We start from the raw sequence: 24,018 nt of genomic DNA, 5'->3' as shown, positions 1-24,018 counted from the left end.
GAGGTTAATGACATAATAGGTTACTCTTATCCCGCAAATATGTTACAGGCACTTAACAAATATGTAGTTTTATTTATTAATGCCGCTTAGTAACACATCAATCGCAATAGATGAGTAGAGATTTCTCAGCTATTGTTTATTACAGCTGATAAGGCTGTCTAAATCGAGTTCGGGTCATTTTATCATGGCTTAGTGCTTATTCGTAATTCCGCTATAGACACTCATCACATGAGTTTTCTTTAGCATGTAGCTACCTTTGTGTATGCCTATTAATAGCGTGATGGTTTACCCATTAACTGACGCCTATTGAAAGTAGTCCCTGTCTTTTTGATTTGACAGTATCTGTCTCATTAAGATTTGGGCGTAACACTTAGCATTTGCTTACCACTGCAGTTGGTATTTTCGCTATTTATATTAGCCACATACGTTCGGTATGAGGACTGTGTAGGCTATGCTGTATTCCTAATGGTTTGGTATCTTTCATTTTTGCTGAACTTTATTCATCAACTAACAATTGCGAGGTCTGAGTTTGAAAACTGAGTCATTGTTCCAATTTTCATCATTAACGATTATTTTATTATTATTAGCATTTTATGGCGGCACCTATTTGCTGTCCTTATTAATCAAAAAAGATAAAGAGACCACTTCTGGATTTATGGTCGCAGGTCACGGTGTTGGCTTTGGTATGGGTGCAGCCAGCATGACCGCCACTTGGATTTGGGCAGCCTCATTTTACGCTGCGGCCACCTCTGGCTATAAGTACGGCGTATCAGGGCCGATACATTATGGCTTTTGGGGTGCATTGATGATTTTATTCATCTACCCTTTTGGTATGCGCTTTCGTGAATTGGCACCAGATGGCCATACACTAGGTGAACTGATTCATGCCCGCCACGGTTCATCAAGCCAATTAATCTTAGCCATATCCAATATTATGGGCAGTTTAATTAGCTTGATGGTCAACTTTACCGCTGCTGGAGCATTGGTGTCAGTCCTGTCGCCATTATCGTTCCAAACAGGGGTAATGATCGCAGGTATCGGTGTACTGAGTTACACATTGACATCAGGGTTTCGAGCATCTGTCTTTACGGATTTTGCCCAGTTGGTCGCTCTAATGGCCATTGGTATTGTCATTATTCCCGCCGTGTTATTTGCCATGGGTGGCCCTGAGGTCATGGTTAGCGGACTATCAAACCTGACATTAGAGCAGCAGAACTTCTTCTCCTCTGAGGCATTTTTTCAACAAGGTGCGCCTTACTTCGTCGCTGTATTAGCATATGCTATCGGTAATCAAACCATCACTCAGCGCCTATTTGCGATTGATAAAACCAAGATTAAAGCGACGTTTATCACTGCTACAGTCGGCTATGCTGGTATCGTTATTGGTCTTGGGATGATTGGACTAATGGCTGTGACGATTGGCGTCGAGCCACTCGATGGCAATATGAACAACCTTATCCCTCAAATGGTCAGTACTTATCTGCATCCCGTCTTTATCGCCTTATTCTTCATTTTAGTGATTGGGTCATTGTCCTCAACCGCTGACTCAGATTTATCAGCGCTATCAACCATTATGATGGCAGATGTCTACGGTAAAAACATCGCCAAAAAAGGCCATGTTAAACCTAAAACAATGATGCTAATTGGTCGCGGCACGATGATTGTTGCGACAGCAGCTGGACTAACTTTTGCGAGCTTTAAGCTCGATATTCTCGTCATGCTAGTATTTGTTGGTGCCTTATGGGGGGCTATTGTCTTCCCTGTTATCGCCAGTGTGTTTTGGAATCGCGTCACCAATACTGCCTTTACCTCAGCAGTGATCGTCGGACTACTCTTATTTTGCGTTGCCCGTTTCGAATTACTCCCAATCACTGGTATTACTGCCCTATTCTTTGAAATATTAGCAAGTGTTGGTGCAGCAGTCGTTATTGGGCTAATGGTCTTTGGGTTCTTAGGTCGTAAGATTGGCATGGTCGCCGCAGCTATCACGCTTGTGCTGATGCTTATCTTCGCTACTGGCTTCTTACGTCAATATATGGTTCTGCTAGCCTCTCTAACGGCTTACGGCGCTAGTACCGTCGTCTGTGTGATTATCAGCCTGATGGGAGACGAACACTTCGACTTTGACCTAATCAAGCAACGTGTGGGCAATTACGATAAAAAGTCGGAAATTCCATCGTCACTTAAATCTTAAACCAAAGTCGCTTTATCCGAGTAGTGATTAGTAAGCAGTATTTGGCTAATCACTACTTATTTAGTAATACTATAAGGAGATATCATGGACAACGTTTTTATCTACGGCTTATATATCTTAATTTGGCCTGCCATTACTCTTGGCGTACTCGTATTAATTTGCACGGCCACTTATCGTGATGTGAAAAGTGCTAAACGTGACAATAGAGATATTGTTTAACGTATTACATTTTAAACCATCATCATTACACGCTGGTTTACTAATAGTTTGAAAAAGCCTATTAACAGTATAAACGCTTCTAAATTGGGGCTAAATATAGATAAGATAATAAATAAGCTGTTTTTAATGAAAAAAGGACTTGTAATTTACTATATTTTTGCTAATATAGGCGACCTTGATTGGCTGGATGGCAGAGTGGTCATGCAGCGGACTGCAACTCCGTTAACGCCGGTTCGATTCCGACTCCAGCCTCCAATTATTTATTAACTTTACGTTAATTTTGGCTTGCATTATTATCACAACCGATTATAATAGCGACCACTTATCTAGTAACTAGATGGTCTATCAGCTAGTTTACATCTTAGATAAAACAAGTTTTGCCCGGGTGGTGAAATTGGTAGACACAAGGGATTTAAAATCCCTCGCTAGCAATAGCGTGCCGGTTCAAGTCCGGCTCCGGGTACCATTACATAGTTCTATACTATCTTATAGAGTAGCCAAAGCCCCTGATATCAGGGGCTTTGCTGTATCTGACGTCCCATACTGTCTTATGAATCTTTCCTAATCCATGCACTTTGAGTATACTGTCAAGTATACTGAGTTTTCAGTGTACTTATGGAGGATTAGGTTATGGAAAGAAAAGCGATCAGTTCAGATCGGAGTATCAGCAGTCATAAGCCTGAAGACAAGAAGTACTTCGTTGCTGTCAAAAACCATCCTAAGCTATTCTTAATGGTGCGTCCTACTGAAACTAAGTCATGGATGTACCGTTACTACCCTCCTTCAAATCCTAAGCAAAGTATTATATCCATCGGTATATATCCAAGTATCTCGTATGCACGTGCGTGTGAAGTATGGCGTGAGTATGAAGACCTTTTAAGTAAGGGCATCGATCCTAAAATATATCGTGAAGATAAAAAGAAAAGTATCATTAGTAAAACTAAAAACTCTTTTAATCATTTTGCTTGGGAGTACTTCGATAGCTTAGACCAGACTCAAAAGAGCAATACCCTCATTCGTAAGAAAGGACGATTAGAGCTAATATGCTCCTACATTGGTGATGAGCCTATCAGCGAGATCACCTCGCCTAGAATGCTTGAAGTGCTGTTAGACATTCAAGCCAACTCCTTGAACAAGGATGGTAAGCCTACAGATAAGGCTGAACGCTGCGCAGGTATCGCAAGTGATGTGTTTATCTATGCTGGCGCTCGCGGCTTCTGTACGAGCAATCCTGCGGCTCTTATTAAAAGTCAACTTGCTAAGTCAAACTACGGTCATCGTCCTGCGATCACTAAGCCTAAACAGCTTGCTAAGCTAATGCGTGACATAGAGACTATAGAAGGTGATCCAAACACCATAAATTCCCTTAGGCTATTAGCATTACTGTTCGTACGTAATGGGGATCTCAGGCGTATGCGTTGGGCTGATTTGGATTTGGATGTTGGCAGGTGGACATTAAAGCCCTTGAAAGGCCAAGGTAAGGTAAATATGGTCAAAGACATGGTGGTTCCCCTACCTCGTCAGGCAGTAGCAATCTTGCGTGAACAGCAAAAGATCAATGGTCATACTCCATATGTGTTTTTTAGCCAGACGGCAAAAAAGCATCAGATTATTTCTGATGCGACGGCTAATAAGCGACTAAAAGATTTGGGCTATCAAGACATACACTGTGCTCATGGCTTTAGAGCGACAGCGAAAACCATCTTACAAGAGCAGCTAAAGTACCCGCTTGTGCTTGTAGAGATGGCATTGGGTCATACGACTAAAGATCCTAATGGCACGGCATATGGTCGATTTGAGTATATCGATGATCGTAGTGAGATGATGCAAAACTGGGCGAACTATCTAGATGCATTGCGAGAAGGCAGAGATACCGCTAAGTTTAGAGCCGATGCAAAAGACGACGCTGATTCTAGCTCCCAGTTGCAAGCATTGATTGATCAGCTTGGAGAGGACAAGGTTTTGGACTTGCTTAAAGCTAGTAAACCAGACTAGGTATTTAAATTTATTCAATAATATACTATTTACTAAAAACCTTTTTTGACCTGTACTATTAATTGATTATTTAAATCTAATAAACTTAACAGTAATACGAACGAAGTTTTAGAACCTAAATCTTCTATGTAAATGCAGTTGCATAATGTCATTACTTATAGATTAATTGTCAAAAGCAAAAAGTGGTGTCAAAACGAGTAGCCGGATAGTATGCTATCTGCCTTATTAATTTGTTAATTATAGGACTTTCGATGACCAGTACTCAACAACGTGCCGAACTTCAACGCCAGATATGGCAAATCGCTAATGACGTACGTGGCTCAGTCGATGGCTGGGATTTTAAGCAGTACGTGTTGGGCACACTGTTCTATCGTTTTATTAGTGAAAACTTTATCAACTATATCGAAGGCGATGATGACAGTATTGATTACGCGTCATTCGCTGATGATGATGAACGCATTGAGCTGATCAAAGATGATGCGATTAAGACCAAAGGCTATTTTATTTACCCAAGCCAACTGTTTACAACTATCGCTGCCAATGCCCATAAAAATGATAACCTCAATACCGATCTAGCAGCTATCTTCGCTGATATTGAAAACTCAGCCAATGGTTATCCTTCTGAGTCTGATATCAAGGGTTTGTTTGCTGACTTTGATACCACTAGCAATAGACTAGGCAATACAGTAGCGGATAAGAATACGCGACTTGCAAAGGTGCTACAAGGGGTAGAAAAGCTCAGCTTCAATAAATTCGCAGATAATCAAATCGATCTATTCGGTGATGCCTATGAGTTTTTGATCTCTAATTATGCAGCCAACGCAGGCAAGTCTGGCGGTGAGTTTTTTACGCCACAAAACGTCTCTAAGCTTATCGCACAATTAGCGATGCATAAGCAAGAAACCGTCAATAAGATCTATGATCCTGCAGCTGGCTCAGGCTCGTTATTGCTTCAAGCCAAAAAACACTTTGACGCGCATATCATCGAAGATGGCTTTTTTGGGCAAGAGATTAACCACACTACCTATAACCTCGCGCGGATGAATATGTTTTTGCATAACATCAATTATGACAAGTTCAATATTCAACTGGGCAATACGCTATTAAACCCCCAGTTTATGGATGATAAGCCTTTTGATGCTATCGTCTCTAACCCACCTTACTCGGTCAAGTGGATCGGTAGTGATGATCCGACGCTGATCAATGACGAACGTTTTGCGCCAGCGGGGGTACTTGCGCCCAAGTCCAAGGCCGACTTTGCTTTTGTGCTACATGCGCTCAGCTATCTATCGAGCAAAGGTCGCGCGGCGATTGTCTGCTTTCCCGGTATATTTTATCGTGGCGGCGCAGAGAAGAAGATTAGGGAGTATTTAGTCGATAATAACTATGTCGAGACAGTGATATCATTAGCGTCCAATCTGTTTTTTGGCACCTCCATCGCAGTCAATATCTTGGTACTGTCCAAGCATAAAACTGAGAGCAAGACCCAGTTCATCGATGCTAGCTCGCTCTTTAAATCTGAGACCAATACCAACGTCTTAACTGACGCGCATATCGCGCAAATTATGGAATTATTTGATAGTAAAGAGGACGCCGACTATCTCGCCGCCAGCGTGGACAATAGCGCTATCGCTGCTAAAGATTACAATCTGTCCGTCAGCGTTTATGTCGAAGCCGAGGATACCCGCGAAGTTATCGACATCGATACCCTCAATGCTGAGCTGGCAACTACGGTGGCGAGAATTGATCAATTACGCAAAGATATAGAGGTGATCGTCGCAGACATCGAAGGCACGGAGTCTCAAGCATGAGTGATTTAAATTATTTAGAAAAATTGCTTGATGGCGTTGAGTTTGAGTGGAAAGCTTTGGGAAAAGCTTTAGTTCGTACCAAAGGAACAAATATTACAGCTGGTAGAATGAAAGAATTGCATAAAGAAAATGCGCCACTTAAAATTTTCGCTGGTGGTAAAACTTTTGCATTGGTTAATTTTACTGATATTCCTGAAAAAAACGTAAATCGAGAACCGTCTATTATTGTTAAATCACGTGGCGTTATTGGGTTTGAATATTATACTAATCCATTCTCGCATAAGAATGAGATGTGGTCATATCATTCTAAAAACGAAAATATAAACATCAAATATGTTTATTACTACCTAAAAACTAAAGAGTTATATTTTCAAAAACTCGGTAGTAGGATGCAGATGCCTCAAATATCAACACCTGATACAGATAAGTTTCTAATTCCTATCCCCCCGCTCGCCGTCCAAAATAAAGTAGTGCAAATTTTAGATACATTTACCACACTTACCGCAGAGCTTACCGCAGAGCTTACCGCAGAATTATTAGCACGCCAACAGCAATATGTCTATTATCGTGAACAATTATTCACGTTTAAGAACATTAAAGTCGAATGGAAAACTTTAGGAGAGGTTACTAAAAAATGGTATTCAGGTGGAACTCCAAGAGCTGGTAATCCCGAATACTATGAAGGCGGCGAAATTCCTTGGCTTAGAACTCAAGAAGTCAAATTTAATGACATTGAAGAGACAAATATAAAAGTAACACCTTCTGCACTAGAAAACTCATCAGCTAAGTGGATTCCAGAAAATTGCGTGATAATCGCGATTTCTGGAGCAACAGCGGGTCGGTCGGCAATTAACAAAATACCCTTAACGACAAATCAGCACTGTGGTTGTTTAGAAATAGATGACACAAAAGCTCTATATCGTTATGTATTTCATTGGATTAGCTTTAACTATGAGAACATCAAGGCGCTTGGTCAAGGAGCAAGAGGTGACCTTAATTCTAGTATTATAAAAAACTTTAAAATACCCGTTCCTGCCCTACTCGAACAACAACGCATCGTCGACATTCTAGACAAATTTGACGCTTTAACCACTTCATTGACCGAAGGCTTGCCGCGTGAGATTGAGCTGCGTCAGCAGCAGTATGAATATTATCGCGAGCTTTTATTAAGCTTCCCAAAGCCTGAGGACGTCTAATATGAGTCAATCATTAACAGAAATCGCCCAGATACTTAAAGACTCTGATAAAAAAGTACAGCTGATTTATGCGTTTAATGGCACTGGTAAAACACGCCTTTCAAAAGAGTTTAAAGAGCTGATCGTACCTAAAATTATTGAGGTAAATAATGAAGAACAAGTAGAATTGGCTCGTAAAAAAATTCTTTATTACAATGCTTTTACTGAAGACCTTTTTTATTGGGATAACGATTTGGAAGGTGACACCGAACCCAAGCTAAAAATTCAGCCTAACACTTATACTCATTGGTTAATAGCGTTGCTTAGTGACTTAGGCGAAGACGGTAATATAATCAAGCACTTTCAACGCTATACAAATGATAAATTAACGCCACGTTTTAATGAGGAGTACATTACTAAAAAAGATGGTCGAGACATCACTGTTAAAGCATTTTCAGAGGTGACTTTCTCTCTTGAGCGTGGTAACAATGATCATTTAGGTAATCTCAAAATATCCAAAGGGGAAGAAAGCAATTTCATTTGGAGTGTTTTTTATACCTTACTAGATCAAGTAATCAGCGTATTAAACGTAGCAGAATTAACTGATCGTGTGACAGATGAGTTTAATCAATTAGAATATATATTTATAGATGACCCAGTTAGTTCGTTAGATGAAAATCATTTGATACAACTGGCTGTCAATTTAGGATGCCTGATTAAATCCAGCGAGTCTAATATTAAATTTATAATCTCCACTCACAACCCTCTTTTCTATAACGTTTTGTATAACGAAATTAAAGCAAAATCTGGCTACATCCTTAGTCGATTAGATGATGGAAAATTCGAACTCGAAACAAAATATGGTGATTCTAATCAAAGTTTTTCATACCATCTTCATATTAAGAATTTAATAGATCAGGCAACGAAAGATAATAGTGTACAACGCTATCATTTCGCACTGCTGCGTAACTTGTACGAAAAAACGGCTAATTTTCTTGGCTATAATAGATGGTCTGATCTATTGCCCGGTGATAAAAAAGCTTATGCTAATAGAATTATGAATTTCTATCCACATAATACATTATCAAATGAAGAAATGGCAGAGCCAACCACACCAGAAAAAGCTATGGTGAAATTGCTGCTTGACAATTTAAATCAATACGGCTACTGGCAACAGGAAGAGCAAAATGGTTAATTATAATAATACTATCGCCGAATCGAATAATTACATTGTCCTCGATAAGTACAGCAAAGCCCAGCAAGTCAGCGAAGCCTATCAAAGCGAAAATGAACTAGAGCGCGAGCTCATTAAAGACTTGCAGCGCCAAGGCTATGAGTATCTGCCAGAGCTAACCTCACAAGCTCAGATGCTCATCAATGTCCGTGTGCAACTGCAAAGCTTAAATAGCATGCAGTTCACCGATGAGGAGTGGCAGCGCTTTGTCAGAGAGTACCTAGATAACCCTAGCGATAATAGCACGGACAAAACTCGTAAGATTCATGATGATTATATTCATGATTTTGTTTTTGATGATGGTCATATTCAGAATATCTACTTGTTTGATAAAAAGCACATTTCTAATAATAAGGTACAAGTGATTAAGCAGTTCGCACAGACGGGCACACATGCTAATCGCTATGACGTCACCATTTTAGTCAACGGTTTGCCACTGGTACAAGTCGAGCTAAAAAAACGCGGTGTTGCCATTCGTGAAGCATTTAACCAAGTACACCGCTATAGCAAAGAGAGCTTCAATAGCGATAACTCCTTATTTAAATACTTGCAACTGTTTGTGATCTCAAACGGCACCGACACGCGCTACTTTGCCAATACCACCAAACGCGATAAAAACAGCTTTGATTTCACCATGAATTGGGCGAAGTCTGATAACGCCTTGATCAAAGACATCAAGGACTTTACCGCGACCTTTTTTCAAAAGACCACGCTACTAAACGTGCTGCTTAAGTATTCGGTATTCGATATCAGTAACACCTTATTGGTGATGCGCCCTTATCAGATCGCCGCCACCGAGCGCATCCTCTGGAAGATTAATAGCAGCTATCAAGCCAAAAAATGGAGCACGCTTGAGAGCGGCGGCTATATCTGGCATACCACAGGCTCCGGCAAGACCTTGACCAGCTTCAAAGCGGCGCGGCTAGCGACTGAGCTTGATTTTATCGAAAAAGTCTTCTTTGTGGTAGATCGTAAAGACCTTGATTATCAGACCATGAAGGAGTATCAGCGCTTCTCCCCTGATAGCGTCAACGGATCGGATAGCACCGCAGGGCTCAAGCGCAATCTGGACAAGGACGATAATAAAATCATCGTCACCACCATCCAAAAGCTTAATAATCTTATTAAGAGTGAAAGTGACTTGCCTATCTATAATAAGCAAGTGGTGTTTATCTTTGATGAAGCGCACCGTAGCCAGTTTGGTGAAGCACAAAAGAACCTTAAGAAAAAGTTCAAAAAATTCTATCAATTTGGCTTTACGGGCACGCCTATTTTTACGCAGAACGCTTTGGGCTCCGAGACTACTGCTAGCGTCTTCGGACGTGAATTACATTCTTATGTGATAACCGATGCTATCCGTGATGAAAAGGTGCTCAAATTCAAAGTCGACTATAACGACGTGCGCCCACAGTTCACAGCTATCGAGAGCGAGACCGATGAACAAAAGCTAACCGCCGCTGAGAACAAACAGCTACTGCTACATCCTGAACGTATCAGAGAGGTTTCTGAGTATCTACTAAAGAAATTTAGGCAAAAGACTCATCGTCTACAAGGCAATGGCAAAGGCTTCAATGCCATGTTTGCTGTCAGTAGTGTCGATGCTGCAAAGTCCTATTATGAGATGCTAAGTAAATTGCAACAGGACAGCGCCAAACCGCTTAAGATCGCTACGATCTTCTCTTTTGCCGCTAATGAAGAGCAGCAAGCTATCGGTGAGATAGTCGATGAAAGCTTTGAGCTATCGGCTATGGATAGTAGCGCTAAAGAGTTTTTGAGTGCTGCCATTAACGACTATAACGCGCTGTTTAAGACTAACTATGGCGTCGACAGTAAGTCCTTTCAGAACTACTACCGCGATCTGGCGCAGCGAGTCAAAAGCGGAGAAGTAGACTTACTTATTGTCGTCGGTATGTTTTTGACAGGCTTTGATGCGCCAACGCTAAACACCTTATTCGTCGATAAAAACTTGCGCTATCATGGCTTGATGCAAGCCTTTTCGCGCACTAATCGAATTTATGATGCCACGAAAACCTTTGGCAATATCGTCACCTTTCGCGATTTAGAGAAAGCCACTATTGACGCTATTACTCTATTCGGTAATAACGATACCAAAAACGTAGTATTAGAGAAAAGCTATAAAGAATACATGGCAGGCTTTACCGACTTAGTCACTGGTAAGGCAAGACGTGGCTATCTAGAAGTGGTCAAAGAGCTAGAGCAGCGCTTTCCTAACCCTGATGAAATCGTCAAAGAAAAAGATAAAAAGGAATTTGCGAAGTTATTTGGTGAATATCTGCGTGTTGAGAATATACTACAAAACTATGACGAGTTCGAGAGTCTAAAGGCATTACAGGATCTAGACATGAGCGACGTTAGTGCTGTAGACGCATTCAAAGCGGATCACTATCTTGAGGATGATGACTTAGCCGCTATGCAAGCCATTACAGTGCCAACTGAGCGCACGGTGCAGGACTATCGCTCAACCTACAATGATATTCGCGATTGGATACGCCGTGAGAAATCTGGTAATGAGCAGCAAGAGTCTAACATTGATTGGGATGAGGTAGTTTTCGAAGTCGATTTGCTCAAGTCGCAAGAAATTAATCTTGATTATATTTTAGAGCTAATCTTTGAGCATAACAAAAAAACTAAGGACAAAGCTGCCCTTGTGGAGGAAGTACGGCGTCTTATTCGAGCTAGTATTGGCAACCGTGCTAAAGAAAGCTTAGTAGTTGACTTTATTAATCAAACTAATTTAGATAAGATTCCAGACAAATCTAGCATCATTGAGTCTTTCTTTACCTTTGCGCAAACTGAGCAGCAACGCGAAGTTGAAGAGCTAATCGTTGATGAAAATCTCAATCTAGCTGCCGCTAAACGTTATATCAGTGTTTCCCTAAAGCGGGAGTATCCTAGCGAAAACGGGACAGAGCTGAATGCTATTTTGCCAAAACTTAGCCCACTGAATCCACAGTATTTAACCAAGAAACAAAGCGTGTTTCAGAGGATTGTAGACTTAGTTGAGAAGTTTAAGGGCGTGGGCGGTCAGGTTTAGTGAGGGTATAACTGTCTCAATTATCCAATTCATTATCTTTTAAATAATCTGGCACTCCCAAAAAGCAACCCTTCATCCTCATTCGATCGAAGCTATATACACGAGTATGAGGCACTTCTCTACAGCAATACTTTATTAACAATACATAAAACCATCAGATAATTTGTGTTAAAAAACACCTTACCATCTGATGGCTTTTTATCATCTAATTAATAAAGCTTTTGATACTCTGATGCATATTTCCTTAATATCAAGGTGTAGCAAGATTAAACCCATACTCAAAATCATCTACCATCCCAAAGAACTGCTGAATCAACCTCAAATCGCCTTGATGCTGCACTTTTCCTCGCTTCATTAACGATTCGAACGTGCCAGTTTTGGTCAGTAAGGTATTCAAATCTTCACGGTTTAAGGTGAGTGTCAAACCAGCATCGGAAGCTTGCGTATCGGCCATCACATTTAAGTGCGAGTTTTTTAATTCAAGAGCAATCTTTTCATTGCGATCTGGCAGTACCACATTAATCTTAAAATCTTTGCCGAGCGCGCGCTCCGCATTTAGGCGCACACCCATGTAATCAAATACTAGCTCAGTATCCATAGCGGTGATTAGATCGGGACCAGCAGTAGTGGTTTTTACGTTTGTAGGAACGCCATTACGTAATTCATAAGCAGCAGCTAAGTAGGCATTTCTCCAGCCTGCGTTTTCAGCTTGATAGCCGAGTTGTTCCAAAGTATCTGCCTGCAGTGCCTTAGCTTTTATGTTGTCAGGCTCTGCAAATACTAAATGATTCATCAGCTCTGCCACCCACCGGTACTCACCACGATCAAAAGCGGCTTTTGCTTGTTTTAATAAAGCTTCACTACCGCCTGCTAACGCAACATAATTTTTACCTGCTTCATCTGGGCTAAGTTTATTCAGGGTAGCTGGATTGCCATCGTAGTAACCAATATACTTGTTCACTACTCCGCGTACATTGTGACTGACTGAGCCATGATAACCACGGTTATACCATTCTTGATCTAAGGCTTCAGGCATTTTAAACTGATCATGAATCTCATTAATCGTTACGCCCTTATTAGCCAGATGTAGGCTTTGATCATGTAGGTAGCCATACATATCACGCTGCTTTTCTAGATACTTTACAATATTGTTTTTGCCCCACCGCGGCCAATGATGAGAAGCCATCAGTACATCTGCTTTGACCCCATAGGTTTGTAGCGCTTGATTGATGCTCTTACTCCACGTCGCAGCATCACGAGACTGCGCTCCGCGAATGGTATATAAGTTGTGCATACCAGCGACCGTGTTCTCAGCCATCCATAAGGTTTTGAGCTGCGGAAACCAAGTGATCATCTCTGATGGTGACTCGGTATTTGGGGCGTTTTCAAATACCATTTCCACCCCATCAATGTTTAAAGTCTCCTGATCTTTTTCTACGATATAAGTTGGCGTAATCAAACCAACTAAACCCGTAGGTACTCCTTTACCTAATGCACCATCTACCACGCCATACTTATTCTTAGGCATCATAATGCCATATTGATACGAGCTACGCCGCGCCATCGCATTACCTGCAAGTACCGTCTCTTTTACCACGTGCTCCATAAAATCACGCGGGGCAATGACTTGTACTTCACCATTATCGACTTGCTCTTGACTGATGACGCCTTTTACGCCGCCAAAATGATCAACATGAGCATGGCTATATACCACGGCTTTGACAGGACGCTCTCCCAAATGCTTAGTCACCAAAGCATGAGCGGCTTTTGCAGACTCTGGTACGGTTAGTGGATCGAAGATAATCCAGCCTGTATCACCTTTAATATAGGTAATATTGGTCAGATCGAAACCACGAACTTGATAAATCCGATCTGTAACTTTGAATAGGCCATAATTCATATTGAGCTGAGCTTGGCGTTGTAAGCTTGGATTAATTGAAGCTATAAACTTATCTTGATTCAAAAAATCAAACTTTGCTAAATCCCAGACAACCTCGCCTTTAGCATTTTTTATTTGTTTCGACTTAGGCTTTGCAATCAAGCCTTTAGCAGCAAACTCAAAATCCTGTTTATCATTAAAAGGCAGTTGTGACAATACGGCATAGTTCTGCTGCGTGGTAAATTTACTCGCAGGCTTACTGCTTAAACGATCATCTGCTTGCGCTGCACCTACTAGTAATGTACCCGAAACTGCGGCTACCAAAATTTTCTTAATCATTATACGAACTCCTTTTCTTTTATCTGATTTAAATCACTTGCTAAATCTCCTATTCCTTTGATATGAGAGACTTGTCCTGCAAGCGGTTCATTGAAATCGATAGGCTTAATTTTAGAGGCTTTTTCTGCCGAAAATACAGGAATCTGACTCATAGCAAACTCCGTCAAGGCAGTAATGGTCAAAGAGGGGTTAACCCCTAAATTCCCTGGAATGATCGATCCATCGAGCACTCGCAAGTTCTTATATCCGAACACTTCCCCGGAGAAATCTACCACGCCATTAGATGCATCGGTACCCATAGCGACGCCACTCATGACGTGCGCTGTCATAGGCGTCCCTAGTAACACCTCGCTTAGTGCAGAGCCCGGCTCCCCGCCTAGCTTTTTGGCGTATAGTCGGGTGGCTTTTTCAGCTGATGGAAAAGAGACAGTCAACGGCTCGTCATCGGCTTTTTGCACTGCCGTAATGCCATTTTTAAAAAAGCGATACCATTTGCGCCGCCATTCTAAATGAATAAAAGCCTCAGACTTTTGCATCACTAAAAACAAAATAGAACTACGAGCTTTACCTTTGGGGCGCAGCATTCTGCCCGTCTTTAATGGATGGATTAAAGTATTTATAAAGAACTTCAAAATTCTTATGAATCTGGGTCCTGTGACCATCGGCACATAAGGCGCATATAACCAAGTACCATCTGAGCCTTCTCGAAAACGATTGACCTCCATATTGGTGTTGTCATCGACGGATATAAATGAGCTAATAGCGACCCCATCGTCCACTTTTTCACGGGTATCATTGGCAGTGGTTAAGGTCTCAGAATTGGTACGAATCTCCTGCCCTAATTCAGATGAAATATTGGGCAGCGTTTTATACTTATCGCGCATTTTGAGTAATAGCGGCACCGTCCCCATGACTCCGCCAGATACCACGACACCTCGGCTGCGTAATTTATACTGGCGTACTTTTTTACCCAGTGTTTCTTTTACGATAAGCTCATAGCCATCACTACCATCAGAGCTTAACGGGGTGATTTTGACAACTTCAGAGCTAGGGCGTATCTCAACCCCGTTACGCTCAGCAAAATACAAATAGTTCTTCATCAAAGTATTTTTAGAATTATATCGACAGCCAATGATACAGTTGCCACAATATTGACAGGTCCGGCGATCTGGACCATCGCCGTTGAAGTAAGGGTCTTTTACAATCTTGCCTCTCTCACCGTCTGGTAGCGGAAAAAACACCCCAGTATTGACTGTCTTGTAGCTATCACCGTAGCCCATCTCTTGGGCGACTTCTTGTAAGGTGTCATCAGCAATGTTGGTATACGTGTTTTTGGCCGTGCCAAGCATCCGCTGTGCCAATCCATAATACGGCAATAGTGTCTCTTTCCAATCGCTACGCAGCCGCGTCCAAGCTTTCGAGTTAAAAACTTCATCATCAGGAATAAAATGTACATTGGCATAAATCTGTGATCCGCCGCCAACGCCGACGCCATGTACGACAGTGACTTTGTTAGTAAAACTCATCTGCAGCGTCCCTTGCATACCTAATTCAGGTACCCACAGATAGTTTTTGGTATCGAGATTGGTTTTTGGAAAGTCCTTATCTTCACGACGTATTCCTTTTTCAAGGATTAGTACACTATTACCTTTCTCACTTAGGCGCAGTGCACTAACCGAACCACCAAAACCTGAACCAATAATAATTTGATCAAAGTCAAAATGTGGTTCTGACTGTGATTGAATATCCTTATTTAACATGCTATTAACTCCTTTAATAGTTTGCGTTTTATCATTCAGCTCATACAGATACTTTTTTAACGATTTGAAGTTTAAAATATAGGACTATAGTCGAGCGCTGCGGTTAAAAATTAGGATTTAACACGAGCCAAAAAGTTCAGTACTCGATCAGCGAAATTGCCGTAGGGCGGCGCCAAAAATTTTAAGCTTGAGAAATTAGCTTGATAAAACACAGGCCGCATCTTTGAGAAGTTCAAAAACCCTTCATAACCGTGATAATGCCCCATACCGCTAGCGCCAACCCCGCCAAACGGCAAATCGTGCTGTCCTACATGAAATAAAGCATCATTTACCGACACGCCGCCAGACATCACATGATTGATATAGTAATTCACTAAAGCTTTATCTTTACTAAATGGATAGAACGCCAATGGACGATCGCGCTGAGCGATGTAACGAACGACTTCTTCAGGTTGGTCATAAGTCTTAATCATCAAAATCGGTCCAAAGGTTTCTCGAGTGTCTATTTCCATCGCATCAGTACTATCAAAAATCAAAGTCAGCGGAAATTTACGGGCTGCGGCATCCGCTTGTTGATTATTTAAATTGATTACTGTGGCGCCCTTATTTTGCGCTTCCTCTACGCAATGAACCAAACGCTGAAACGCGCAATCATCAATGATTGAGGTATAGTCTTTATGATGAATATCAGGGACATGCTGTGCCACCCATTCGCTAGTCGCTTGGATAAAGCGATTTTTTTGTGACTCATGTACAAATAAATAATCAATATTGGTACAGATTTGTCCCGCATTGAACTGCTTGACGAACATGATGCGCTCGACTGCTTTTGCCAAAGAATAATTGGGATCAATAACTGCAGGTGATTTGCCACCTAGCTCTAAAGTAACTGCTGTTAAATTCTCTGCCGCTGCTGCCATGACTTTTTTACCAGTCGCGCCAGAGCCTGTAAACATCAGATGATCGAAAGGCAGCTTAGAAAAAGCAACACCTACCCCGCCCGTTTCATCAAAGATCTGTAATTTTTCAGGTTCAAAATACTGTGGAATCAATTGAATCAATAAAGCGGCTAGGTGACGTGAGTTCTCAGACAGTTTCACCATTGCTTTATTACCTGCGGCAAAAACGGCTGACAGCTGAGAAAATAGTAAATTGATAGGAAAGTTCCATGGCACGATTAAACCTACCACCCCTAAAGGCTGCGGAATCAGACGGTTTTTTGCGCCAAAGTACATACTCATATCTACTTTACGCTTTTGTACCTTCGTCCATTTTTTTAGATTTTTGATACTGCTATTTATATCATCTGTTGCGGTAATAATTTCGGCTAACAAGGTCTCATGTCTTGAACGATTACCATAGTCTTGATTGATAGCCTCAATCAAAGCTTCACGGTGATCGTTAATGATAGCTTTTAAACTCAACAAATATTCTTTTCTAACCGCAATACTTTCGATACCTTGTGCTTCTGCATAGTTTTTCTGCTGTTGTAGGCAGCCGTGTAGTTGATCCTCTAAGTCTATAAAATCAAAGTTGGTTTTCATAAAAAATCCCTTTTCCACTGCTATCATGATGATTCACAAGGCTTTAATAGCTAAATTGAATCTTTATACATTTTACTTTAACAAGGTTTTCTCATAACTTCTTGACATTTTAGGACAAAAAATTGATTATGTAGGACATTGATTTAATAATTTGAGACAAAATTGAGAATAGTATGGGTAGTTACATCAGAGTGGCAAGTCTAAATGGTTTTGAAGAATTGGTCCGTAGCTATGGACAGGATCCTATAAATATTTTAGATAAAGTAGGCTTAAAACCGTCTATGATACGCGAACCAAACTCTCTGATTGATCATGATAGATATACTAATTTATTAGAGCTAGCAGGTATTGTCTGTAATGAGGAGTGCTTCGGTTTAAAGCTTGGGGCTAAGCAGAGTATCCAGACGATAGGATTAATTGGTGTCTATATGTCCAAACAACGAGACATAGCGCAAGCTTTACTTGTGGCACAAAAATATATTTATATTCATGCTGAAAGTTTTATCTTTCAAGTAAATGAGGTCTCTGATAAATTGTGCGAGCTTGATGTCGTACGTCAAAACACACAGAATATAGATAGAGCGCAGAAATCACAGCTGTCTATATGTTTGATTTGCAATGTTCTAACAGATTTAATTAGCCCAACATGGCGTCCAGAAAAAATAAAATTAAAACAAAATCCATCGCCTCAATCAAAACAGTTATTGATCGACATATTACGGTGCCCGGTCGAATTCAATAGCGAAAAGAATGCGATATATTTTTCTACTGTTTATTTAAGCTATAAACCCTACTACTCTGAAGACGATTTGGTAAATCAGCTTATTGTGCAGCAGTTAGAGAATGAAAGTAATACCACTGCGCGCGGCGGCATGTTTTTAATAGAAAGCTCTATGAAGATGCTACTGGCTACTGCTGATTGTAGTATGGCAAATGTTGCATTATGCGTAGGACAGCACCCAAAAAAAGTCCAACGCCAGCTGAAAAGCGAAGGGACAACTTATAGAGAGTTGTTAGAAGAGGTAAGAAAAAAAGAAGCCTTAAGAATCATGAGTACTGACAGTATTAGCTTAACGGATGTCGCTTATCAGTTGGGTTACGCTGAGCTCTCTATATTTAGCCGACAATTTAAAACTTGGTTCGGTATGACGCCAACAGAATGGATGAATAGTTCTAAGGAGTTAGTAACGTAGTCCATTGTAGCTTAATCCTTTAGTTAGACTGCTAAGCTAACTGAGTGTCTTAAGTCTTATCTATCAACTTTAAAAAATTGTTACAAATATCACTGACAAAAAGTAAGTTAGCGCTATTGATATAATGAATAAATACATTAAATTACTATCCGTCTCACTTTTAGGTAATACGGCTATCCACTGACTGAGCAGATCTTGCTTCAATTTTTTCATTAATCCATGATGCTATTTCGCTAGCTATCCACACTATCATTTGTTTAAATTGTGCTCTATTAAAAAACATAAAGATCAGATCTCAGATCTATTAAAGTTTCCTATTACAAGATATTAAAGGGACTTCATTAGTCGTATTATTGTTTGCATAGACCTCACCTCTTAAACCGCCTAACACTACTCACCACCACCCCAAACAATTCCAGTGACCCTTTCACCACGATATCTGCATAGTTCTCATTATGAGCTCGTAAGATAATATGCTCACCGAGTATCAGCTGCTTGGCGGTAAAGCCGTCATCGACTAGTGCAATAACAATGTCTTTATTTCTAGCGCTTAATGAGCGATCCACAATCAAGATATCATTGGGGTAGATACCAATATCGATCATGCTATCGCCTTCCACCTCTACCAAGTAGGTTGTCGTTGGACTGTGAATAAGCAGCGTGTTTAGATCAATGCGGTTTTGCACGTAGTCTGTTGCTGGGCTTGGAAAGCCTGCTTTGACTCTATCACTATAAAGCGAGAGCAATACCGTCTCACCTTCATCGGTGAGCCTTCCTATTATCTTAACCGTCATTGAGTCCACCTCTGGTTTAATCTACTTTGGGTAATTGGTTAATATTTGTGGTATAGCAAGGCGATAGCATGTCCCGGCTCATTTGCCATGACTGCTTATCTTTAATGCCTTCGCTTGCGATAAACACAGCAGACTGCTGATTACTGTTTTGACCATATCTTTTATTAAGCTGATCCATAACGGCAATAACCTCTGCGCTCTTTGAGGTACTTTGTTGGTTGGTTTGATTGTCGCTACTATCGTCTGCAAACAAGTCAGGCTGTACTTCATGGTGCTGGCAGATATCAAACAGCATGACGCCAGCTTTGGCGTAGCGAACATCTTTTTTAAAGATCTGAGTCAGTATCTGCCGAGCAGCGGCTACCATCACTCTAGTATCAGCGGTTGGGGTTATAAACTGACATTGACCGGATATGGAGGTATAACTCTCTGTTTGACTAAACGGACTATTCTTAGCAAAGACGCTTAAGTAATGACAGACGCTGTCTTGTTTACGTAGTTTGCTTGCTGCTTTTGCCGCATGACTACAGACTGCTTGACTCAGCTCATCGGGGCAGCTAATGCGAGTGGAGAAAGAGCGAGAAGAGATAATCTGCTTCTTAGCCTCTACCGCCTCAATACCAAGACAGCTTTGACCATTAAGCTCTAAGCAGGTGCGCTCGAGTACCACCCCGAAGTGCTGTCTTATTTTGGCAGGTTCGCAGATGGCGAGCTGATAAACCGTATGAATACCCATCTGATTGAGTCTGACTTTATAGCGACGACCGACGCCCCATACTTCACCAACATCGGTGATCTGCATGATACGTCTGATCCATCGAAGATTATCTAGCACGCAGACGCCTTTAGTGGCGGGGTGCTTCTTAGCAGCGTAATTGGCAAGCTTTGCCATGGTCTTAGTACTGCCCATACCCACACATACTGGAATGCCGGTGTACTGCTCGACGATAGCTTTCAGCTTAGTGCCATACGCATTAAGATCAGTCATTGCAGTAGGATAATCGGCTAAGTATAAAAAGGCTTCATCGATAGAATACACTTCAACGGTAGGGCATAGTTTCTCAAGGGTACTCATGACTCTATGAGACATATCAGCATACAGGGTGTAGTTAGAACTAAAGACGGTAACGTCGTTCTTCTCGCAGAACTCTTTAACCTGAAAGTACGGCACACCCATCTTGATACCGAGCTGCTTTGCCTCAGGTGATCGCGCCACCACGCAGCCATCGTTATTGGAGAGCACTACTACCGCCTTACCTCTTAGGTCAGGGCGAAAGAGCTTCTCACAGTTGGCATAAAAGCTATTGCAATCAACAAGCGCATACATGACTGTCTCAGTAGGTGGATGGTATAAAAAAAGGCATAACCAATCACGAGTATTTACGTGATCAGAGATGTCTTTGATTGTAGAGATAGCGAGCTTAAAAATTCAAGAGCGAATAAAGGGTAGACGACGATGGTTGTCGTGAAGGTTTTGAATAAAAATTGCAAAATAATAGACTTCTTACTAGTAATTATACTTAACATTGAATAGAATCAATATCCAACAATACCCTACTCTTTTCTACTAATTAATAATGGCGACTCAATCATGGCGGTAGAATCAAAATTTCGTGAAGATAAAGATCTAGCTTTTTTACAATATGCCGATTGGCAGGATTTAAAGGTATTAGCCAACTCCTTGATAAAAGACCATAGTGGGAAAGAGCAATGGACAGGTGGACTTAAAAAGTCACTGGATAAGAGTATTGCCATGTACCCAGAGAGCAAAGAGCAAGCATATAAGAATAGTTGGAAATCTATTGCAGCAGAGCTTCAATTATACGGTGGTGATACATTCGCGAATCTTACTCGAGGGAAAGGTGTAACATATCAAGAAATTGTATTCGATGTTGCTAAAAAAGTAGGTGTAGATGTTCATAAAGATACAGCCAATATATCCGATGTTGAAGAAAAAATACTTAGGTTATTATTCCAACGTGTTTTAACTATGGACGATATTGGTTATATGTATCGAACTTTAGAAGATAAAGGTTTACTCGGTCTGACGTCTCTAAAATCTAAACCTTGGAATACCGTTAAAAACGCTGTTGGGTTAAATGGTAATGCAGGAGCAGTAGCAGGTGCAGGTGCTATTTTTGCTGGTATTAAAATGATTCCTAAGCTGGCCAAAGTAAACCCTATCGTAACTGCAGCTACATTACCACTTACTATCAAAGACTTTTCGTCAACTGCTTATCGAGTGACCATACCTGCCGTTTGTATCGTCGCAATGATGCGTACAAAGTATACTAAAAATAGCTCAGACTACGACGAATTTTAGGAATAATTATGGAAACTGATATATTTACATTTGATCAAGAACGTTTTAGTGCAGATTTGATCAAGGCCATAAAAAATAACCAAGTTATTTTCAGGGATGGCGTTGCCTATTGGAAAAAAGGACTAGAGTCAAAAGGGATTATTCAGCATGTTCCTCTCAAAAAAGTTCAGGCACTTACTACTGAAACTTTTGTCAAAAACCTTGGTTCAATGCAGTCAAGCATCCAAGGCACGATCGTTGCTGCTCAAGCTATTTCTACTGCCTCACTTATGGTTGCTACTGTAATACAAACACAAATACTTAGTAAAAAAATAGAAGTCGTAAGAAGCGCAGTTTTAGAAGTTTCACAAACAATAAATGAGCAAAATATATTATTTTATACTGATAAAGTTAGTCAGTACTTATCAGTGGTTCAGAACCTCAAATTGATTTTACAATCTGATGAAGATACGAAAACTATTGAGTCCTTAGCCAATACAACGCTTGCGGATTCTATGCATCTTAAGAACCATATGAATTTTTTTATGTTGAACTTAATCAACCTAATAGAGTCTGAGCAGATTAAAGACAAAGAGCATATTGGCTTAATACTAAATTTTGTGCAACAGATGTTAGAGATTTTACCATTAGGTATGCATTTAGAGCATATTCTTTCGCATAGGCTTAATCAGTACCAACTTTCTCAAACGCTTGTTGAGGACAGTCATCAAAAATATTCTATATTATTGAATAATTATAGAGGCTATCTAAATCTTATGAATAACCGAATTAAATCCTTTGAGTTAAAAGCTAGCGAAGTATCGTATTTTACTAAAATTAAACAGCCAGCATTAGATCTCATAACCAATCAAATACATGTTGAGCTACTAGAAAAACCTGCAAATGAGCAACTATCAATACCCCAAAACGTTAAATAAAAATTATCTGAAGTTTGCACGTTATATAAATTTAACTTTCAGGCCGGGTAAGTATTTTCTCTCCGTAATATTTAAGTAACCTCAGTAACTCATTCATAAAACTGTATTTTACAGTGTCTTAGGTTGAGCAGGTTTACTCGGCATAAACTTTGCGTTGAACTGGTCACTCATGGGCTGCAAGAACTTGTGAGCTTGACTATGATGACAGCGTAGCCAGTCCATGTGCTTGTCAGGCGCAATAACGACAATAGATCGCTTCTCATCATCAGGCTTATGAAATTGTGACATGAACGGATGATTATCTGCATTAATAGTCAGTAGTGACATTGAGCGGATAATCTCACCTCCTATTCTAGCTGCTTGATAGATAGCAGCTATCGTAAAAGGCGCTTGATCAGTACGCTGAATACCCCAGCGCTGAGCTTTGCCATCCACGTATTTCGGCTCAAAGATCGTCTGAACCGGTATAAGAGCAAACTGACTACCAAGCCAAGCATCACGGAAGCTTGGCTTGGTATGTACCGTCTCACTTCTCGCGTTATAGGTGTAGCGCGTGATGTTAAGACTATCTGCCCATTTTGGCACCATACCAAAGCGTGCTTGTCGCCATTGCATCTGTTGATCGTTAGCGTTTGCAAACAGCAGTGGCGCGTCATAGTTTGGATATACTTCTTCTTTAAAGTCGAAATCGAGCTGATAGCTGGTGAATAGCTTGGCTTGATTGAGGCTTATAGGTTGGAAGTTGGCGCACATTTTAGTGATACCTTTTAAAGCTTTAACTTAAAAGCCGATATTATTTGGTTGAATTTAGGTATAGTAACAGCTCATTCAATAAAATAAAGATGGTATAGCATGCATTATAAGATAACACTTTTTGCGTTTGCTTTGTCTTTAATGGGGCAAGTTGGTTGTACTCCTGCACCAGAACCAAATGGCGAGCTCTATGGTGCAGGATTCATTTCGGTGAGAGACTCTTCTTGGCCAGTAGATAACGATAAGCCTTATCCATTTACCGTTGAGTACGGTGAAATTGTTTGTGGTCAACCTCACGCAGGTATTGGGCGTCAGGTATTCTTTTTGCCTGAAAATCTCACGGATGAGTCTTATATAGGTACGCCGCTTAATAAGGCAGCATCAGATTCGTTAAAGCAAGCCGGACTTGAGCCCAATGTACCTTACTCAATTAAAGAAGGCGCTGATCTGAGCGAAGCGATACAGATAGGTCTTAGGGTGTGTGATGAGCAAAAAGAGCTTTTAAATAGAGCAGACTATCACTAACAGTACCTAACCTACTCTACAAAAGCTATTCAATTACATCTAGAAATAAAATTCTTGAAATAATAATGAGATCAATCGATACTATACTTTCATTAACATTTAAAAGTAGAACGGTATGAGTAATTTTAAGAATTCTATTGATGACATCGATAATGAAGAGCTTGATGATCATGAACAACAAAAGAGAAACGATATAGCTCAAGAAAAAGCTAAACAGGGACGTTTTGATAGCGATTCAGAAGAAGATATACCAGATAGTGCATTTGTTGATAGTAATCAAAAATATCCAAAATGGTAAAAAATTCTTC

Annotated in this window: 18 protein-coding genes and 2 tRNA genes; 14 read left to right on the top strand and 6 right to left on the bottom strand. The window is 40.6% G+C overall.

The annotated features are described in order from the left end of the window. Positions 1-544 precede the first annotated feature (544 nt). The 9 genes from QL898_RS03020 to QL898_RS02980 all read left to right on the top strand — a co-directional run bounded on the left by QL898_RS03020 (position 545) and on the right by QL898_RS02980 (position 11,683). Positions 545-2,194: a sodium:solute symporter family protein gene (locus QL898_RS03020; protein ID WP_356638457.1), complete on the top strand. Its 1,650-nt coding sequence runs from the start codon at positions 545-547 to the stop codon at positions 2,192-2,194. An 84-nt stretch (positions 2,195-2,278) separates the two neighbouring features. Continuing rightward, positions 2,279-2,413 carry a putative transporter small subunit gene (locus QL898_RS03015; RefSeq protein WP_211181310.1) on the top strand — a complete coding sequence of 45 codons (135 nt, stop codon included), beginning with the start codon at positions 2,279-2,281 and terminating at the stop codon, positions 2,411-2,413. A 181-nt stretch (positions 2,414-2,594) separates the two neighbouring features. Next, positions 2,595-2,668: transfer RNA gene (locus tag QL898_RS03010), tRNA-Cys, on the top strand. Between the two features lie 124 nt (positions 2,669-2,792). Then, positions 2,793-2,879: transfer RNA gene (locus QL898_RS03005), tRNA-Leu, on the top strand. A gap of 164 nt (positions 2,880-3,043) precedes the next feature. Then, complete coding sequence (locus tag QL898_RS03000; protein ID WP_093068987.1) at positions 3,044-4,408, top strand: integrase arm-type DNA-binding domain-containing protein; 1,365 nt, start codon at positions 3,044-3,046, stop codon at positions 4,406-4,408. Between the two features lie 251 nt (positions 4,409-4,659). Then, positions 4,660-6,219 (top strand): type I restriction-modification system subunit M, encoded by a 1,560-nt coding sequence (locus QL898_RS02995; RefSeq protein WP_093068985.1) that lies wholly within the window; start codon positions 4,660-4,662, stop codon positions 6,217-6,219. Beyond that, positions 6,216-7,415, top strand: coding sequence for a restriction endonuclease subunit S (locus tag QL898_RS02990; protein ID WP_290175747.1), 1,200 nt, complete (start codon positions 6,216-6,218; stop codon positions 7,413-7,415). The genes QL898_RS02995 and QL898_RS02990 overlap by 4 nt, the downstream gene beginning before the upstream one ends. A 1-nt stretch (position 7,416) precedes the next feature. Continuing rightward, positions 7,417-8,589: an AAA family ATPase gene (locus tag QL898_RS02985; RefSeq protein WP_093068978.1), complete on the top strand. Its 1,173-nt coding sequence runs from the start codon at positions 7,417-7,419 to the stop codon at positions 8,587-8,589. Then, on the top strand, positions 8,582-11,683 hold the full coding sequence (locus QL898_RS02980; RefSeq protein ID WP_093068977.1) for a type I restriction endonuclease subunit R: 3,102 nt from the start codon (positions 8,582-8,584) through the stop codon (positions 11,681-11,683). Before QL898_RS02985 ends, QL898_RS02980 begins: the two co-directional genes overlap by 8 nt. 250 nt (positions 11,684-11,933) lie before the next feature. Here the strand turns inward: QL898_RS02980 and QL898_RS02975 are convergent, their stop codons facing one another. The 3 genes from QL898_RS02975 to QL898_RS02965 all read right to left on the bottom strand — a co-directional run bounded on the left by QL898_RS02975 (position 11,934) and on the right by QL898_RS02965 (position 17,205). After that, positions 11,934-13,901 carry an alkyl sulfatase dimerization domain-containing protein gene (locus QL898_RS02975; protein ID WP_093068976.1) on the bottom strand — a complete coding sequence of 656 codons (1,968 nt, stop codon included), beginning with the start codon at positions 13,899-13,901 and terminating at the stop codon, positions 11,934-11,936. After that, positions 13,901-15,661 (bottom strand): GMC oxidoreductase, encoded by a 1,761-nt coding sequence (locus tag QL898_RS02970; protein ID WP_093068975.1) that lies wholly within the window; start codon positions 15,659-15,661, stop codon positions 13,901-13,903. Before QL898_RS02970 ends, QL898_RS02975 begins: the two co-directional genes overlap by 1 nt. Positions 15,662-15,771: 110 nt before the next feature. Beyond that, complete coding sequence (locus tag QL898_RS02965) at positions 15,772-17,205, bottom strand: coniferyl aldehyde dehydrogenase (protein WP_093068974.1); 1,434 nt, start codon at positions 17,203-17,205, stop codon at positions 15,772-15,774. A 173-nt stretch (positions 17,206-17,378) separates the two neighbouring features. On the opposite strand from QL898_RS02965, the gene QL898_RS02960 reads away from it, so the two are divergent. Further along, complete coding sequence (locus QL898_RS02960) at positions 17,379-18,398, top strand: AraC family transcriptional regulator (protein ID WP_093068971.1); 1,020 nt, start codon at positions 17,379-17,381, stop codon at positions 18,396-18,398. Positions 18,399-18,766: 368 nt separating this feature from the next. Here the strand turns inward: QL898_RS02960 and umuD are convergent, their stop codons facing one another. Both umuD and QL898_RS02950 read right to left on the bottom strand, forming a co-directional pair. After that, positions 18,767-19,192 carry a translesion error-prone DNA polymerase V autoproteolytic subunit gene (gene umuD, locus QL898_RS02955; RefSeq protein ID WP_093068970.1) on the bottom strand — a complete coding sequence of 142 codons (426 nt, stop codon included), beginning with the start codon at positions 19,190-19,192 and terminating at the stop codon, positions 18,767-18,769. A gap of 16 nt (positions 19,193-19,208) precedes the next feature. Beyond that, on the bottom strand, positions 19,209-20,519 hold the full coding sequence (locus QL898_RS02950) for a Y-family DNA polymerase (RefSeq protein WP_290175746.1): 1,311 nt from the start codon (positions 20,517-20,519) through the stop codon (positions 19,209-19,211). A 264-nt stretch (positions 20,520-20,783) separates the two neighbouring features. Here QL898_RS02950 and QL898_RS02945 point away from each other — a divergent pair, with 264 nt between their 5' ends. Both QL898_RS02945 and QL898_RS02940 read left to right on the top strand, forming a co-directional pair. Continuing rightward, entirely contained in the window at positions 20,784-21,515 is a 732-nt protein-coding gene (locus QL898_RS02945) for a DUF3944 domain-containing protein (protein WP_093068967.1), read from the top strand. Positions 21,516-21,523: 8 nt separating this feature from the next. Then, positions 21,524-22,432, top strand: a complete 909-nt coding sequence (locus QL898_RS02940; RefSeq protein WP_093068964.1) for a hypothetical protein — start codon at positions 21,524-21,526, stop codon at positions 22,430-22,432. Between the two features lie 108 nt (positions 22,433-22,540). On the opposite strand, the gene QL898_RS02935 is transcribed toward QL898_RS02940, so the two are convergent. After that, on the bottom strand, positions 22,541-23,185 hold the full coding sequence (locus tag QL898_RS02935) for an SOS response-associated peptidase family protein (RefSeq protein WP_290175745.1): 645 nt from the start codon (positions 23,183-23,185) through the stop codon (positions 22,541-22,543). A gap of 99 nt (positions 23,186-23,284) precedes the next feature. On the opposite strand from QL898_RS02935, the gene QL898_RS02930 reads away from it, so the two are divergent. After that, entirely contained in the window at positions 23,285-23,710 is a 426-nt protein-coding gene (locus QL898_RS02930) for a hypothetical protein (RefSeq protein ID WP_227674239.1), read from the top strand. 115 nt (positions 23,711-23,825) lie between these two features. After that, positions 23,826-24,008, top strand: coding sequence for a hypothetical protein (locus tag QL898_RS02925; protein WP_093068959.1), 183 nt, complete (start codon positions 23,826-23,828; stop codon positions 24,006-24,008). Positions 24,009-24,018 lie beyond the last annotated feature (10 nt).

Source organism: Psychrobacter sp. APC 3279 (assembly GCF_030407795.1).
Taxonomy (GTDB): Bacteria; Pseudomonadota; Gammaproteobacteria; order Pseudomonadales; family Moraxellaceae; genus Psychrobacter.
Note: the sequence above shows the minus strand (reverse complement) of the source record. Positions and strands in the feature narration are given on the sequence as shown.

What these genes read in the sequence shown, in the direction of transcription:
- QL898_RS03015 (WP_211181310.1), top strand. Translation starts at nt 2,279, where the DNA reads ATGGACAACGTTTTTATCTACGGCTTATATATCTTAATTTGGCCTGCC.
- QL898_RS03000 (WP_093068987.1), top strand. Translation starts at nt 3,044, where the DNA reads ATGGAAAGAAAAGCGATCAGTTCAGATCGGAGTATCAGCAGTCATAAG.
- QL898_RS02995 (WP_093068985.1), top strand. Translation starts at nt 4,660, where the DNA reads ATGACCAGTACTCAACAACGTGCCGAACTTCAACGCCAGATATGGCAA.
- QL898_RS02990 (WP_290175747.1), top strand. Translation starts at nt 6,216, where the DNA reads ATGAGTGATTTAAATTATTTAGAAAAATTGCTTGATGGCGTTGAGTTT.
- QL898_RS02985 (WP_093068978.1), top strand. Translation starts at nt 7,417, where the DNA reads ATGAGTCAATCATTAACAGAAATCGCCCAGATACTTAAAGACTCTGAT.
- QL898_RS02980 (WP_093068977.1), top strand. Translation starts at nt 8,582, where the DNA reads ATGGTTAATTATAATAATACTATCGCCGAATCGAATAATTACATTGTC.
- QL898_RS02975 (WP_093068976.1), bottom strand. Translation starts at nt 13,901, where the DNA reads ATGATTAAGAAAATTTTGGTAGCCGCAGTTTCGGGTACATTACTAGTA.
- QL898_RS02970 (WP_093068975.1), bottom strand. Translation starts at nt 15,661, where the DNA reads ATGTTAAATAAGGATATTCAATCACAGTCAGAACCACATTTTGACTTT.
- QL898_RS02965 (WP_093068974.1), bottom strand. Translation starts at nt 17,205, where the DNA reads ATGAAAACCAACTTTGATTTTATAGACTTAGAGGATCAACTACACGGC.
- QL898_RS02960 (WP_093068971.1), top strand. Translation starts at nt 17,379, where the DNA reads ATGGGTAGTTACATCAGAGTGGCAAGTCTAAATGGTTTTGAAGAATTG.
- umuD (WP_093068970.1), bottom strand. Translation starts at nt 19,192, where the DNA reads ATGACGGTTAAGATAATAGGAAGGCTCACCGATGAAGGTGAGACGGTA.
- QL898_RS02950 (WP_290175746.1), bottom strand. Translation starts at nt 20,519, where the DNA reads ATGTATGCGCTTGTTGATTGCAATAGCTTTTATGCCAACTGTGAGAAG.
- QL898_RS02945 (WP_093068967.1), top strand. Translation starts at nt 20,784, where the DNA reads ATGGCGGTAGAATCAAAATTTCGTGAAGATAAAGATCTAGCTTTTTTA.
- QL898_RS02940 (WP_093068964.1), top strand. Translation starts at nt 21,524, where the DNA reads ATGGAAACTGATATATTTACATTTGATCAAGAACGTTTTAGTGCAGAT.
- QL898_RS02935 (WP_290175745.1), bottom strand. Translation starts at nt 23,185, where the DNA reads ATGTGCGCCAACTTCCAACCTATAAGCCTCAATCAAGCCAAGCTATTC.
- QL898_RS02930 (WP_227674239.1), top strand. Translation starts at nt 23,285, where the DNA reads ATGCATTATAAGATAACACTTTTTGCGTTTGCTTTGTCTTTAATGGGG.
- QL898_RS02925 (WP_093068959.1), top strand. Translation starts at nt 23,826, where the DNA reads ATGAGTAATTTTAAGAATTCTATTGATGACATCGATAATGAAGAGCTT.